This is a genomic window from Nesterenkonia pannonica (assembly GCF_019575955.1).
GTDB lineage: Bacteria > Actinomycetota > Actinomycetes > Actinomycetales > Micrococcaceae > Nesterenkonia > Nesterenkonia pannonica.
Map to the genome: position 1 here is coordinate 2422601 of NZ_CP080575.1, position 13599 is coordinate 2436199.

At 67.4% G+C, this 13599-nt stretch carries 13 protein-coding genes and 4 pseudogenes; 6 read left to right on the plus strand and 11 right to left on the minus strand.

What is annotated here, in order from left to right:
• Positions 1-37: 37 nt before the first annotated feature.
• The 11 genes and pseudogenes from K0H76_RS17410 to K0H76_RS17460 form a co-directional block, all read right to left on the minus strand.
• A pseudogene (locus K0H76_RS17410) lies at positions 38-851 on the minus strand (bifunctional allantoicase/(S)-ureidoglycine aminohydrolase).
• Positions 848-2144 (minus strand): annotated as a pseudogene (locus tag K0H76_RS17415) (HpcH/HpaI aldolase/citrate lyase family protein). Before K0H76_RS17415 ends, K0H76_RS17410 begins: the two co-directional pseudogenes overlap by 4 nt.
• 117 nt (positions 2145-2261) lie before the next feature.
• A complete protein-coding gene (locus tag K0H76_RS17420; RefSeq protein ID WP_258933820.1) occupies positions 2262-2849 on the minus strand; it encodes an ABC transporter permease subunit in 588 nt (195 codons plus the stop codon).
• A 2-nt stretch (positions 2850-2851) separates the two neighbouring features.
• Complete coding sequence (locus K0H76_RS17425) at positions 2852-3058, minus strand: hypothetical protein (protein WP_258933821.1); 207 nt, start codon at positions 3056-3058, stop codon at positions 2852-2854.
• Positions 3059-3091: 33 nt separating this feature from the next.
• Positions 3092-3844: an ABC transporter permease subunit gene (locus K0H76_RS17430; protein WP_258933822.1), complete on the minus strand. Its 753-nt coding sequence runs from the start codon at positions 3842-3844 to the stop codon at positions 3092-3094.
• Between the two features lie 60 nt (positions 3845-3904).
• Positions 3905-4120, minus strand: coding sequence for a hypothetical protein (locus K0H76_RS17435; protein ID WP_258933823.1), 216 nt, complete (start codon positions 4118-4120; stop codon positions 3905-3907).
• On the minus strand, positions 4120-4725 hold the full coding sequence (locus K0H76_RS17440) for an ATP-binding cassette domain-containing protein (RefSeq protein WP_258933824.1): 606 nt from the start codon (positions 4723-4725) through the stop codon (positions 4120-4122). The genes K0H76_RS17435 and K0H76_RS17440 overlap by 1 nt, the downstream gene beginning before the upstream one ends.
• Positions 4722-5612: an ABC transporter substrate-binding protein gene (locus K0H76_RS17445; protein WP_258933825.1), complete on the minus strand. Its 891-nt coding sequence runs from the start codon at positions 5610-5612 to the stop codon at positions 4722-4724. The genes K0H76_RS17440 and K0H76_RS17445 overlap by 4 nt, the downstream gene beginning before the upstream one ends.
• Before the next feature lie 230 nt (positions 5613-5842).
• Positions 5843-6046 carry a hypothetical protein gene (locus K0H76_RS17450; RefSeq protein ID WP_258933826.1) on the minus strand — a complete coding sequence of 68 codons (204 nt, stop codon included), beginning with the start codon at positions 6044-6046 and terminating at the stop codon, positions 5843-5845.
• 87 nt (positions 6047-6133) lie between these two features.
• The gene (locus K0H76_RS17455; protein WP_258933827.1) at positions 6134-6613 is read right to left on the minus strand and encodes an amidohydrolase family protein; all 480 of its coding nucleotides are present in this window, start codon (positions 6611-6613) and stop codon (positions 6134-6136) included.
• Positions 6610-7257 (minus strand): amidohydrolase family protein, encoded by a 648-nt coding sequence (locus K0H76_RS17460; RefSeq protein WP_258933828.1) that lies wholly within the window; start codon positions 7255-7257, stop codon positions 6610-6612. The genes K0H76_RS17455 and K0H76_RS17460 overlap by 4 nt, the downstream gene beginning before the upstream one ends.
• Before the next feature lie 360 nt (positions 7258-7617).
• On the opposite strand from K0H76_RS17460, the gene K0H76_RS17465 reads away from it, so the two are divergent.
• The 6 genes and pseudogenes from K0H76_RS17465 (at position 7618) to K0H76_RS17490 (ending at position 13356) form a co-directional block, all read left to right on the plus strand.
• The gene (locus K0H76_RS17465) at positions 7618-7938 is read left to right on the plus strand and encodes a hypothetical protein (RefSeq protein ID WP_258933829.1); all 321 of its coding nucleotides are present in this window, start codon (positions 7618-7620) and stop codon (positions 7936-7938) included.
• A complete protein-coding gene (locus tag K0H76_RS17470; protein WP_258933830.1) occupies positions 7935-8936 on the plus strand; it encodes a 2Fe-2S iron-sulfur cluster-binding protein in 1002 nt (333 codons plus the stop codon). Before K0H76_RS17465 ends, K0H76_RS17470 begins: the two co-directional genes overlap by 4 nt.
• Positions 8937-8956: 20 nt before the next feature.
• On the plus strand, positions 8957-10276 hold the full coding sequence (locus tag K0H76_RS17475) for a molybdopterin-dependent oxidoreductase (protein WP_258933831.1): 1320 nt from the start codon (positions 8957-8959) through the stop codon (positions 10274-10276).
• Positions 10277-10430: 154 nt separating this feature from the next.
• Complete coding sequence (locus K0H76_RS17480; RefSeq protein WP_258933832.1) at positions 10431-11183, plus strand: molybdopterin-dependent oxidoreductase; 753 nt, start codon at positions 10431-10433, stop codon at positions 11181-11183.
• A 198-nt stretch (positions 11184-11381) separates the two neighbouring features.
• Positions 11382-12630 (plus strand): annotated as a pseudogene (locus K0H76_RS17485) (TrkH family potassium uptake protein).
• Positions 12623-13356 (plus strand): annotated as a pseudogene (locus tag K0H76_RS17490) (TrkA family potassium uptake protein). Before K0H76_RS17485 ends, K0H76_RS17490 begins: the two co-directional pseudogenes overlap by 8 nt.
• Positions 13357-13599 lie beyond the last annotated feature (243 nt).

Genomic DNA, 13599 nt, shown 5'->3' on the forward strand with positions numbered 1-13599 from the left:
GAAGGCATGGCCCCCACCCTAGCGGCCTGAGCACCCCTCAGAGCATCACCTGACGGTTGACGTCCTTGTAGAGCAGGTAGCGGAACGGCTCGTCTCCGCCGGCGTAGCAGGCCTGGGGGCAGAACGCCCGCAGAGACATATAGTCGCCCGCCTCGACCTCCACCCAGTCCTGGTTCAGGCGGTACACGCCCTTGCCCTGGAGCACGTAGAGGCCGTGCTCCATCTCGTGGGTCTCCATGAAGGGGATAGAGGCTCCAGGCTGGAAGGTCACGATGTTGACGTGCATGTCGAAGGCCAGGTCGGAGGGGTCGAGAAGGCGGGTGGTCGCCCACCGGCCGTCCGTGTCGGGCATCGGGCTGGGCTCCACGTCCTGCTCGCGGCCGACGACGATGCGCGGAGTCAGCCCGGGCACGTCCTGGTAGCGCTTGCGGAACCAGTGAAGCCGCGATGGGCCCGCTCCCTGTCCTGTCAGGGACCATTCGGTGCCGGGCGGCAGGAATGCGTATCCCCGGGCGTCAGCGTGTGGGTCTGGCCAGCAGCAGTGAGGCTGACCTCGCCCTCCATGACGAAGAGGAAGCCTTCGACCTCGGCCTGGGGCTCGGGCGCCTCGGACCCCCGCCGGGCGAGACTTCGAGGATGGTCTGGGAAAACGTCACCGCTCCTCCGGCGACCGGCCTGCTGAGAACCCAGCTGCGGGTCCCCTGCCATTCCGGGAGCACCGTGGTGACGATGTCCCGCAGGACGCCCCTGGGGATCACCGTGTACGCCTCGGTGACCACAGCGCGGCTGGTCATGAGCTCCTTCTGCCCGGGCATGCCGCCGTGGGGAGCGAAGTAGGTGGGGGTGATCATGGGGTTCCTTCCTCATCGGCGGGCATGAGCCCCGTACGTGTCAGGCTCGAAATCTGCGCGGCTGTGAGCCCGGTGGCTTCGGTGACGTCCTGGCGGCTGAGCGCGCCGCAGGCGACGCCGCGCTGCAGGTAGTAAACGAGCGCCTTGGCGGTGGTAAGCTCGTCGAGGACTGTGCCGCTGGTTCCGTGCGCATAGGTGCGCAGACGCGCCGCGCAGGGGGCGAACTCCTGCCGGTAGAAGCGGAATGTGGCGGCGTACCGGGTGATGAGCTGGTGGGGATGGAGGTCCCAGCCCTGGTATATGCCGTTGCCGAGGTGCCGGGCGACGAGCCGTGCGTGCAGGCGCCAGCCGCGGAGGGCCTCGTCGTCGGTGCCGAGGGGCAGGATGTTGGTGGACCCCTCTGAGATCTGCACGCCGGTCTGTGCGGCGGCGGCCTGCATGTGGGCTTTGGCGAATTCGGCCACCGGGTGCTCCATGGACTGGAAGTGGCGGCGACGCCGAGGGCTGCGGAGTAGTCGTAGGTGCCGTAGTGGAGGCCGGTCATTCGACCCTCCGCAGCGTGGATCGCCTCCGCGACGGGGATGCGGCCGTCCGGCCCGAGGATGATCTGGGGCGTTTCGACCTGCACTTCGAACTGCAGCTGCCCCTCCGGCAGAGAGTGCGCGCGCTCCAGCTGTGCGGCCACATCGACCATCACCCTCACCTGATCCACGGTGGTGACTTTGGGCAGGGTCAGCCGCAGCCCCTCGGGCAGCTGCCCGGCCTCGTCAGGATCGTCGCGAGGAAGAGGTCCAGAGTGCGCAGGCCGCGCCGACGCACGGGGCTTCCATGCTCTTGAAACGAAGTCCGATGAACGGAGGCAGCGTCCCGCCGCTCATCCCTTCGGCGACGTGATGAGCCGCCATGGTCGCCCAGTGGTCCTCCTCGGCGTCACCCCGGATTCCGAAGCCGTCCTCGAAATCGATCCGCAGATCCTCCAGCGGCTCCGCGGTGAGCTTGTGCCGGACGGCGGAGACCAGCGCCTCGCACTCAGCCTCCTCGTCGTTCAGCTCCGGAAGAGCGTGACGCAGGAGCGCGCCGAGGCCCCGGCAGCCTCTGCGGCGTCCAGCGCCTGACGTCCCCACTGGTCAGCCAGACCGGGAAGGAACTGGTCTGCGGGCACGTAGGCGGTGTGCACCGGCTGACGTCCTGCCGCCTCCCCGGGTAGCTGCGGGCCAGCAGCTGATCAGTGGCGCTGAGACGCCGGTCGGCGGCCGAGAGCGTCTCCTCACCGAGTACCGGCGATCCCACCATGCGGCTCCTCCTTCATCGACCTGTGGAACATAGGTTTCTCTGCGTGCAGCTGAGTGCAACCTACGTTGCTCTGCTGGACCATACATGTGCGCCTGCGGAGGTCGTCGCTCGGCGGCCTCAGGCGGCGTTGAGCCCGATGCCGGTCCTGCGGGCGACGAGCCGCTCCACGACGCCGACGAACGAGTAGATCAGCAGGCTCGCCAGCGTCACCACCACCACTGACGCCCAGAGACGGTCGTAGTCGGTGTGCGCGATCGCCTGGAAGACTCCGTATCCGACGCCGTCTCCGGTGGCCAGCCACTCCGCGAGCAGCGCCCCGGTCAGCGCACCGGGGATGGAGACCCGCGTGGCGGTGAAGAAGCTGGGCAGGGAGGCCGGTATGGCGACCTTCCTCAGGATGGTGGCGTTGGAGCCCCCAAACACCTGGACGACCTCAGTCATCGCCCCGGAGGACGATCGCAGGCCCTCGACGATGGTGACCAGCGCCGGGAAGATCACCACGATGGTGCCCATAGCCGCCACGGAGACCCAGTCGCGGCCGAAGATCAGCACGATGATGGGGGCCATCGCCACCAGCGGCACCGAGCGGCAGATCATCGCCAGCGGCATGACCGCCGCCTCGAAGCCTTTGAACAGCTGGAACATCATCGCGGTGGTCGCGGCCACCACCAGCCCGGCGGTGAATCCGATGAAGGTGTCCGCCATCGTCACCCGGAAGTCGCCGAAGACCACATCACGGTTCGCGGCAGAGCCCTCCTCGGCGAAGAGATACTCATAGACGTCCAGGGTCCTTTGCCGATGATCCCCGAGACGTCGAAGATCTCCAGCAGGGCCACCCACACCACGGTGATCACCGTCAGGGAGAGGGCCAGGTTCAGAATCGGGCGCATCGCTGCGCGCAGCACGTTGCTCATGGCCTCACACCTTCCTGGCCCAGGGGCGGCGAATCAGGACACCAGCGCGATCACCGCGTACGCCGCACCCGCCACCAGAACTCCGACCAGGGCCAGCGCCCACAGCCGCTCCACATTCAGCGTCTCCTGGGCCGACACCATCGCCGGACCCAGACCCGTGGTGACGCCGCCGACGTACTCGCCGAGGATCGCTCCCAGCACCGCGGCCGGGGCAGCGATCTTCAGGGCGGTGAAGATGTACGGGATGGCCGTGATGAGCTGCACTTTGAGCAGCTGGTGCACTCGGTTTCCATAAGCCACACGGACGACGTCCAGGCCCGCCTTGTCCGCAGCCTTCAGCCCTTGGATGGTCGTGACCACCGTGACGAAATAGACCGACAGGTAAGCCAGCACGTTGGCCGTCATCGACGGATCGCCCGGCGAGGGCGGCCCGGCCACCGCGAAGACCACAGGGCCGATCGCCACCAGCGGCAGGCAGTAGGTGATCACTGCGAGCTGCGTGGCGATCCGCTCCATCCACGGCGCGATCAGCACCAGCGCCGCGGTCATGACCGCCAGCAGGTTGCCGACGCCGAATCCGATCGCGGCCTCGGTGAGCGTCACTGAGGAGTTCCTCCAGTAGAAGGCGAAGCCGTCCTCGGCCAGCTGGCCGATCACCTCAGGCGGGGAGGGGATCGCCGAGCGGTCGCGGTAAGCGCCGACGGCGCCGCTTGCGCCGAGGGTCCACCACAGCGCCAGCACGACGCCGAGACCGATCAGACCGGGAGCCCAGCGCGGCAGGCTCACGGTCCGGCGAGCGCCGCCCTTGCTAAACCGCCTTATCGTCTGCAGAGACCAGTGTGCTCATCAGCGCCCCTCAGTGCTCGCCGTCCGCGGAGTCGCCGAAGAGCAGGTCCGACGCGTGGTCGACCAGAGCGTGGAACTCGGGGTGCGCTGCATCTCCGGGGTGCGGGGTCGCGGCAGGTTCACTTCGAAGACCTCTTTGATCTCACCGGGCCGGGCACTCATCACGGCGACCACGTCTGAGAGGAATATCGCCTCGGAGATTCCGTGGGTGACCATCAGCGTGGTGGTAAGCTTCTCCGTCCAGATGCGCAGCAGCTCCAGGTTGAGCGCTGACGCGTCATGTCGTCCAACGCGCCGAACGGCTCGTCGAGCAGCAGCACCGATGGTTTGACGACCAGCGCCCGGGCGATGGAGACGCGCTGACGCATGCCGCCGGAGAGCTCCGCGGGGCGGGACTTCTCGAACCCTTTGAGCCCCACCAGCTCAATGAGGTCCTCGATCAGCCCCGGCTCGGGCCTGATCCCGGCCACCTCCAGGGGCAGCCGGATGTTGGAGTGCACCGACCGCCAGGGCAGCAGGGCCGAGTCCTGGAACGCGATCCCCAGGTGATTGGAGGAGCGCAGCTCCTCCGGGGTGTGGCCGTCCACCAGGAGCTCACCGCTGGTGGGCTCCTCCAGTCCTGCGAGCATCCGCAGGATGGTGGACTTGCCGCACCCGGAGGGCCCCAGGAGGGAGAGGAACGTGCCTCGTCCGGTGGCAAGGTCCACGTCCTTCAGCGCCTGGACCTGCTTCTTTCCGGAGCCGAAGATCTTGTTCAGCCCCTTGAGGCTGACGCCGTCCCCGGTCAGATGCGGGCTTGTCTCAGCGGTCGCTGCGATCACGGCTGCCCCACCAGGTCAGGGTTCTCCTCGTAGACCTCCTCCAGCAGGGAGAGGTCGAAGAGGTCGTCGGGGACCTCGTAGCCGACCATCTCGATGGCGGTGTGGGTGTCCTCGATGAGCTCGTCGGACATCGTCAGCAGGCCATTCTCCTCGGTCCACTCGTCGGCGATGAGGGACGACTGGCGCTCGGCGGTCAGGAGCTGGTGCTCGTAGTCGAGGCCCTGGTCCTCGCCCCACTCCTCCACCGTGGTCTCGGCAGCGGCATCGTCGTCGGCGAGCGCGTCCTGCCACCCGCGGATGGTTCCGGCGAGCAGGGCCTTCAGCGCCTCCCGCTCCTCTTCGATCATCTCTTCGCTGGCGATGATCGATCCGGCGGCGAACGGCAGGTTGTGCTCGTGGAACCACAGGTAGTCGACCTCGTAGTCCTCCAGCTCGACGGAGAGCGCCTGGTTGGTGGCGTAGCCGATGTAGGCGTCGACCTCGCCGTTGATGAGCGGCTGGGCGTCCCCGCCGGTCGAGACCACATCGACGTCGTCGTGGTCGATGTCGTTGGCGTCGAGGAACGCGTAGAAGACGCCCTCGTTGTTGGGCGCCACACCCACGCTCATCTCGGTGAGGTCCTCAGGGTCCTCCATGGGGTTCTCGTCGGCGAGGCTGAAGATGGCGAAGGCGTTCTGCTGGAACACGCTGCCGATGATCTTCAGCGGCGCGTCCTCGCCCTCCTGGTCGATGAAGCTGCCGGTGTCGATGGGGTTGGAGAGCCCGGCGAGTCCGGTGCCGGTCGCGATCTGGGTGGCTGACGGTGTGGCGGAGGGGCCTCCGGTGACCAGGGTGACCTCTTCGAAGCCCTCCTCCTGGTAGTAGCCCTCATCCACGGCGAAGTACATGTGGCGAACTCAGCGGTCATGATCCAGGACAGCGGCACCTCTGCGGAGCCGAAGTCCTGCTCGCCGCCGTCTCCGTTCTCCTCGGCTGCGGCGTCGTCTCCGCCGTCGCCGCAGGCGGTCAGGGCGAGCAGGTAGGCGAGTGCGGCGGCGCTCAGCTGGGTCTTCAGGGTCAGGCGAGGGTGCTCATCATGTGCTCCTTCAATGCGGGTGAATGGGGTGGGGTGACGGTCTCAGGAGAGGCCCTGCATGGCTCGAGCTGCGCGGGTGTGGCCGACGATGTTCTCCTCCAGCGCTGCCAGCTGCAGCTCTCCGGAGTCGAGGACGTGCCGCCCGCCGATGAACGTGTGCCAGGCTCTGGCGGGGCCTGAGCGCAGCCAGCCTTCGACGGGATCGGTGAAGGAGCCCAGCTGTGTGAGCGGCGCGGACTCCCACACGACCAGGTCGGCGCAGTCGCCGGGCCGCAGCTAAGCCCAGCTCGTCGTCCCAGCCGAGGTTGGCAGCGCTGCCGCGGGTCGCCATGTTCAACGCATCCCGTGCTGAGAAGAGCGCCGGGCCGTGCTTGAGCCGCCCAGCAGCATCGCGCCGCGGGTCTCCTGCCACAGGTCTGCGGAGTCGGCCGAGGCGGACCCGTCGCAGCCGATGCCGATGCTCATGCCCATGCTGCGCAGCGTCTTGGCATCCGCGGCGTCGCCGCACAGGATCATGTTCGAGCTGGGGCACTGGGTCGCGCTCACGCCTGCGGCGGCCAGACGGCGCGACTCCTCCTGGGAGCCGTACACGTAGTGGGCCACCCAGGTGCGGTCGGTGGCCCATCCGACGTCCTCCAGGTACTCCACGGGGCGGCGGCCGTAGACCTCGAGGGCGTAGGTGTCCTCATCCCGGTCCTCGGCCAGGTGGGTGTGCAGCCTCACGTCGTGCTTCTCGGCCAGCAGGGCGGTCTCGCGCATGATGTCCTCTGTCACGGAGAACATCGAGCAGGGCGCCAGCGCCACCCGCGTCATCGCTCCCGGGGAGGGTCGTGCCACGCCGCAATCAGCCGCTCCGAGTCCTCGAGGATGGTCTCCTCGTCCTGGACCACAGAGGCCGGGGGCAGGCCGCCGTCCTCCACGGAGCGGGTCATGGAGCCCCGGTTGGCCATGAACCGGAATCCGATCTCTTCGACGGCCCTGATCTGCGCGTCGATGAGCCGCGGCTGCGGGTGCACATACATGTGGTCGGAGCTGGTGGTGCATCCGCCCCGGATCAGCTCAGCGGCAGCGATGTAGGTGGAGAAGTACACCGATTCCTGGTCCAGAGCAGCCCATTTGGGGTACAGCGTGGTGAGCCACTGGAAAAGGCTGCCGTTGACCGCAGGCGCATAGGCCCGGGTGAGGTTCTGGTACATGTGGTGATGGGTGTTGATCAGGCCTGGGTGATCAGCCTGCCCTGCGCATCGACTGTGCGCTGCGCCTGCGGCTGCGGGTCCGCAGCGGCACCGACGCTGTGCACGCGTCCTGGTCGAGCGCGATCCACCGCCGTCGATCTCACGGCCAGCATCGTGGGCAGCCTGGACCTGCGTCATCTCGAGGCCTGCGTCTGGGGGCACCTCGCTCGATGCTTCAAGCACCAGGTAGGCGTTGGTGATCAGTGTTTCAACGGCGAACATGACGGCCACGCTATGAAACGCTTGTTTCAGAACACTCTCCTCGCTGTTACATCCGCGTTAAGCCTGAGATTCCGCCCCCGCCGCAGTAAGCGCGTGTAACCGCGCCGTAACGGCAGGCCCCTATGCTGAATCCGCAACGATACGAACGTTTCATTCGCCCCTGCTCCCCCGTCCTGAGGAGGCCGCCGCTGTGGATATGACCAGTGTGAGAGAGCTGCTGCGCACCTCAGAGCCGGACCTCTTCGCCCCGGAGACGCATGGCTGGTAAGCGGCACGAACCTCTACTCGTACGGATACGACGGGAGGACCGGCCCCAATACGCCCACGGCCCCAGCGCCTTCTGGATCTGCACGGGTGCGGGTGGGACGCGCTGCGGTGGCATGCCGGAGACGACGAGCACGCATTCCGCGGCCTCGAGATCAGGGCGACCTGCACTGTCGCCGAGTTCTTCTCCGGCCGCGACGCGGCGGCCCGTCAGGGGCGCACGTCGACTCTCTGCCCGGTCTGGACCTCATGCGTCCCGCAGCGGAGGCCTTCGTGGCCTCCTGGAAGGTGTGGACGCTCTCGACCGTCGGCGGCAACGTCGCCTCCGCCCTGCCCGCAGGGCCGCATGACCTCCTGGTTGGCCGGTATGGATGCCGACGCGCTGATCCTCTCCCCGGGGCGCACAGCGGACCGTGAAGGTCGCGGATCTCGTCACCGGGGACGGCCGAACGGATCTTGCCGACGCCGACCTGATCCGGGCGTTCTTCATCCACGAGCATGCACTCGCCCGGCCCAGTGCGATGGCCCGGGAGTCCCTGACCCGCTACGGACGCTCCGCGGCTCTGCTGATCGCCTCCCGGACCGCGCAGGGCGTGCGGCTGACGATCACCGCGTCCACTCTCCGACCGGTGATTCTGATGCTCTCCGATCCCGCGAGCGTCTCCAGCGCGATCGAGGCCGCCGTCCCAGACCGCATGTGGCTCGACGACGTGCACGGGGATCCCCGGTGGCGCCGTCAGACCACCCACCGGCTGGCAGCGGACCTCGTCGCGGATGTGCTCGCCACGCGCGAGCCCGCTGACGAGCCGCACCCGGGAGCGCTGCCCGCCCCATCGCGTGCGGCTGCTGCCGCGGCACCCTCCGACAGCATCACCGTGGATGGGCACGAGCACAGCTTCGACCCCTCCGCAAGCCAGTGCCTGCGCACCTGGCTGCGCGATGTCGGCGCCCACGCGGTGAAGCGCGGCTGCGACGCGGCGACTGCGGAGCATGCACCGTGCACCTGGACGGCAGGGCGGTTCACTCCTGCATCACGCCGCCCAGCGCGCAGCCTACCGCACCGTGACCACCCTGCGCGGCCTCGCCCCGAGGCCTCCCATCATGCCGCCGCCCACCACGGAACGGCGGAGTTCGCGGCGCTGCGCGAAAAGCTGCACCCCACCCAGCGCGATTTTCTGGAATCGCACGGCTTCCAGTGCGGCTACTGCACAGCAGGGTTCGTGATGACCGCCGCCGCCGAGGACTCCCCTACGGAGATGACAGCCAGGAGCAGCAGGACCGCAGGTTCAAAGGCAACCTGTGCCGGTGCACCGGCTACTGCTCCATCAAGGACGCCCTCGCGGGCAGGCCTCGCGCCACCGAGGACCAGAGCCCCGGTCAGAGCCCCATCCCACCGGCCGGACCTCGGGTGGTGACAGGGACCCAGGACTATTCGATGGACGCACCAGCGTCGGACGACGGTGCCGAAGACTTCCCCACGGAGCCGCCGCTCCACGCGGTTCTGGTCCGGTCGCCCCACGCCCATGCTCGAATCCGCGGGATCGACGCTGAGCAGGCACTCGCCCAGCCCGGGGTCGTCGCTGTGCTGACCCATGAGGACGCCCCGGACTCCTTCTACTCATCCGCGCAGCACGAGCTGGTCTCGGACGACCCGGCGGACACACGAGTGCTGGATCGGACGGTTCGTCATATCGGCCAGCGAGTGGCCGCCGTGGTGGCGGAATCGCGCGCCGAGGCGGAGCGAGCCGCACGGCTGATCGACGTGGACTATGAGCCGCTTCCAGCAGTGTTCGACCCGGCCGACGCGCTCACGCCGGACGCGCCGACGCTTCATCCTGATCCGGGCTCGGAGCGCACCGATGCCGTCGGCAGCGGCTATTTCCCCATCAATTACCCTGATCGCAATCTCATCGCCGAGATGGAGGCTGCGGAGGGCAACGCCGAGGGTGCGCTGGCATCCGCGGCGCATGCGGTCAGCTTGGACTTTCGCACCCACCGCACCAGCCACGTGGCCCTCGAGACGCACGGAACCCTGGGGTGGATCGACGAGGACGGCCGACTCCTGCTTCGCTCATCGACGCAGGTGCCCTTCCTGGCACGTCGTTCCCTCTGCCGGATCTTCGGGCTGCAGCCGGACCAGCTGAGGGTCTTCGCGCCGCGCGTGGGAGGCGGGTTCGGCTCCAAGCAGGAGGTGCTCACCGAAGACATCGTCGTGCTCATCCTCCAGCGGCTGGCCGCGCGAGGCATCCGCAAGCCGGTGTCGCTCGAGCTCACTCGCACGGAGGCGCTGACGGCCACCACCACCCGCCACCCCTACCGGATGACCTCAGCCGCAGCCGCAGACTCCTCAGGTAGGCTGACCGCCCAGACGCTGCAGGTGCTCTCCGACACCGGCGCATACGGCAACCACGGGCCGGGAGTCATGTTCCACTCCGTGCACGAGTCGATGCAGATCTACTCGACCGCGAACAAGCACGTCAGCGCGCAGGTCGTCTACACCAACAACCCGCCCTCCGGCGCATTCCGCGGGTACGGGCTGAGCCAGACGCTGTTCGCGGTGGACTGCACCATGGATGAGCTGGCCCGCCGGGCCGGGATCGACCCGCTGAGCTTCAAGGCCGCCAACATCATTCAGCACGGGAGAAGCTCTTCGGCTCGGGAGAGGGAGAGCTCGAGGACGACGTGGAGGTCGACGCCCGCGGCCTGCACCAGTGCGTGGAGATCCTCTCCGACCGCCTGCGCACAGGGACGCTGACCGAGGCGGAGATCGCACAGTGCGAACAGTGCCTCACCGAGGAGAGGCACGCCTTGACCGTCGGCGAACCGTGGGGCGACTGGGCCCTGGGAACCGGCACAGCGGTGTCGATGATCGACACCGCGCCCCCAACAGGCACCACTCCTCCGCCCAGGTGCGCGCGACCGGCCCTGACGCCTACGAGCTGCACGTCGGGACCGCGGAGTTTGGGAACGGCACCTCGACCGTGCACCGGCAGGTGGTGGCCCAGGCCCTGGGCACCTCCGCTGATCGTGTGCGGCTGCGACAGTCGGACACCGACCTGCTCGGCCATGACACCGGCGCCTTCGCCTCGACCGGCATCACCGTCGGGGTCAAAGCGGCCCACGCCGCAGCCCTGGATCTGCGCGCGAAGCTCGACTCCGGCGAGGACCCGTCCTCAGCCGTCGGAACGGGGTCCTGGGACGGGACGCCCCGGACCGCAGCGTTCAATGTGCACGGCTTCCGCGTGGCCGTCGACCGGCGCTCCGGGACCCTGGTCATCCTGCAGTCGGTGCAGGCCGCTGACGCCGGCGTGGTCCTCAACGAAGCTCAGGCGCGCGGCCAGGTCGAAGGAGGCGCGGCGCAGGCCATCAGGGCAGCCCTCTTCGAGGAGGTCCGTGTGGACAGCACCGGCCGCATCGAGACGGACATCCTGCGCAGCTACCACGTGCCCCAGATGGCGGACCTGCCGGCCACCGAGGTGCACTTCGCCGTCTCCGAGGATGCGGTGGGGCCCCTGGGCGCGAAGTCCATGTCGGAGTCTCCCTTCAACCCCGTGGCCCCGGCGCTGGGCAACGCAATCCGCGACGCGGTCGGCATCCGGCTGACCGAGACGCCGTTCTCGAAGGACCGGATCGCCCTGGCGCTGAGCGACGGGACTCGCTGACTCTCACCGGCGGTGCTCAAGGCAGCATCGCCGGTGGCGCCCGCTGCTGTTGCCGACCTCTCAACGGAGGTCTACGCTCTAGGACGTGCCAACACACGCCCCCTCGCGCGGGGTGCCACCAAGGAGCTGGAAGCTGCGGTAGCTCACACCATCCTTCTGGGATTCCTTGCCGTCATCGGCGGCGGAGCTGGCCTGCTCATGCTCCCCGCAGCCACCGCGGGCGGACCGAGTGCGGGCTTCGTCACCGCTCTGTTCACCTCCGCTTCAGCAGTCTGCGTCACCGGACTCATTGTTGAGGACACACCGACGTACTGGTCCGGCTTCGGCCAGGCAGTGATCCTCGTGCTGATCCAACTGGGCGGACTCGAGTAATGACGTTCGCAACCCTCGTGGGGCTGGCGGTGCTGAGGAAGCTGTCGCTGCGGACGAAGCTCGTCGCAGCCGCCGAGTCCAAAAGTCCCGGCCTTGAAGACATCCGCTCAGTGGTGACGGGCATTGTGAAGGTCTCGCTGACGATCGAAGCAGTCCTGGCGATCATTCTCACCCTGCGCTTCTGGCTCACGTATGAGGAAGCCTTCGGCGAAGCCCTCTGGCTCGGTGTGTTCCACGCTGTGTCAGCTTTCAACAATGCAGGGTTCGCGCTCTTCAGCGACTCCATGATGGGCTTCGTCTCGGATCCCGCAATCTGCCTCCCTATGGCGGCAGCGATCATACTCGGGGCCTCGGCTTTCCGGTCCTCGTGCAGCTGCGCAAGCACTTCCGCACTCCGCGCCTCTGGACCATGCACACGCGCCTCGTTGTCGTGGGAACCGCGGTGCTGCTCGTTCTGGGCACAGCCCTCATCACCGTGCTGGAGTGGTCCAACCCTCAGACTTTGGGACCTCTCAGCTGGCCCGACAGGCTGCTTGCCGGATTCTTCCAATCTGTGCAGACCAGGACAGCTGGATTCAACAGCGTCGATATCGGCGAGATGGGAAGCACGACCTGGCTCGGCATCGACCTTCTGATGTTCATCGGCGGCGGACCCGCGGGCACAGCAGGAGGGATCAAGATCACCACCATCGGGGTCCTCATCTTCATCATCATCTCCGAAGTCCGCGGAGATGCGGCGGTGAACGTCTTCGGCAAACGCCTCTCCCGAGCGGTGCATCGCCAAGCAATCACCGTCGTCATGCTCGCCCTGATGCTGATCACGGGGTGCACGGGGATCATCATGCACGCATCTCAGCTGCCCCTGGACCAGGTGCTCTTTGAGGTGTTCTCCGCCTTCTCGACGGTTGGACTGTCCACCGGCATCACTGCGGATCTTCCCGCTCTGGGCCAGATCCTCCTGGTCCTGCTGATGCTGGTAAGCAGAATCGGCCCCATCACGTTCGCTTCCATACTGGCCCTCCGAGAGCGTCACCTGAACTACGAACTTCCTAAGGAAAGGCCCATCATTGGCTAGCTTCAAACTCTTCGGCGGCACCAACCCGGCCGATGTTGCCGCTCCCGATGCGGTGGCCGTGATCGGCCTGGGGCGTTTCGGCCGAGCCCTATCCCTAGAACTGATGGAGCACGGCACGCAGGTGCTCGGCATCGACAATCGTGAAGAGATCGTCCAGTCGCTCAATGGCCGACTCACCCACGTGGTGACCGCAGACGGAACGCAGGAGGCTGTCCTGCGTCAGCTCTCAGTCCATGAATTCGACCACGCAGTGGTAGCGGTGTCCGGACGCCTCGAAGCGAGCATCCTCATCACCTCACTGCTGCTGCGGTTCGGCGTGCGCGAAGTCTGGGCCAAAGCCACAAGCGACGCCCACCGAGACATCCTCAAGCAGCTGCACGTCCGACACATCGTATTTCCGGAGCAGGACATGGGGCGGCGAGTGGCGCACATGGTCAGGGAAGCCTCGAGGACTACGTGCTGGTCGACGACGACTTTGCCCTGGCCAAGACTCACCCTCCTGCTGCCCTGGTGGGCAGACCGCTGGAGACGCTGAACACCAGTGCGAAGCATGGGGTGACCATCACCGCGGTTCGAAAATCTGGAGCGTGGTCCACCGCAACAGGCAGCACAGTCCTGGAGCCCGATGATGTTGTGCTGGTCGTGCTCCGCCAAGAAGACGGAGGGTTTCAGCCGACTGACATGACGCGGAGCCCTTCGCGTGACATCAGTGTGATCTCCTTCTAGCGGCCCCTGCGCCGGGCCGCCGCCTCTCCGAGCGGCACCAGCTTCTCACCCAGGCCGTAGCTTCGGTTGCGCAGCTGGACCGCATAGCCCTTCGCCGTCATCGTCTTCAGCAGCCGATGCGTCGTGGCGGCTAAACAGCGAGGTTCTGCTCGCCAGCTCCGAGAGCGTCGCCGAGCCGCCCTGCGACGCGATGACCTCCAGGATCTGCAGGGCCCTGTCCACGGACTGCACCGAGGAGCGGCG

What these genes read in the sequence shown, in the direction of transcription:
- K0H76_RS17475 (WP_258933831.1), top strand. Translation starts at nt 8,957, where the DNA reads ATGGACGCACCAGCGTCGGACGACGGTGCCGAAGACTTCCCCACGGAG.
- K0H76_RS17455 (WP_258933827.1), bottom strand. Translation starts at nt 6,613, where the DNA reads ATGACGCGGGTGGCGCTGGCGCCCTGCTCGATGTTCTCCGTGACAGAG.
- K0H76_RS17425 (WP_258933821.1), bottom strand. Translation starts at nt 3,058, where the DNA reads ATGAGCAACGTGCTGCGCGCAGCGATGCGCCCGATTCTGAACCTGGCC.
- K0H76_RS17420 (WP_258933820.1), bottom strand. Translation starts at nt 2,849, where the DNA reads ATGGCGGACACCTTCATCGGATTCACCGCCGGGCTGGTGGTGGCCGCG.
- K0H76_RS17435 (WP_258933823.1), bottom strand. Translation starts at nt 4,120, where the DNA reads ATGGTCACCCACGGAATCTCCGAGGCGATATTCCTCTCAGACGTGGTC.
- K0H76_RS17460 (WP_258933828.1), bottom strand. Translation starts at nt 7,257, where the DNA reads ATGTTCGCCGTTGAAACACTGATCACCAACGCCTACCTGGTGCTTGAA.
- K0H76_RS17445 (WP_258933825.1), bottom strand. Translation starts at nt 5,612, where the DNA reads ATGTACTTCGCCGTGGATGAGGGCTACTACCAGGAGGAGGGCTTCGAA.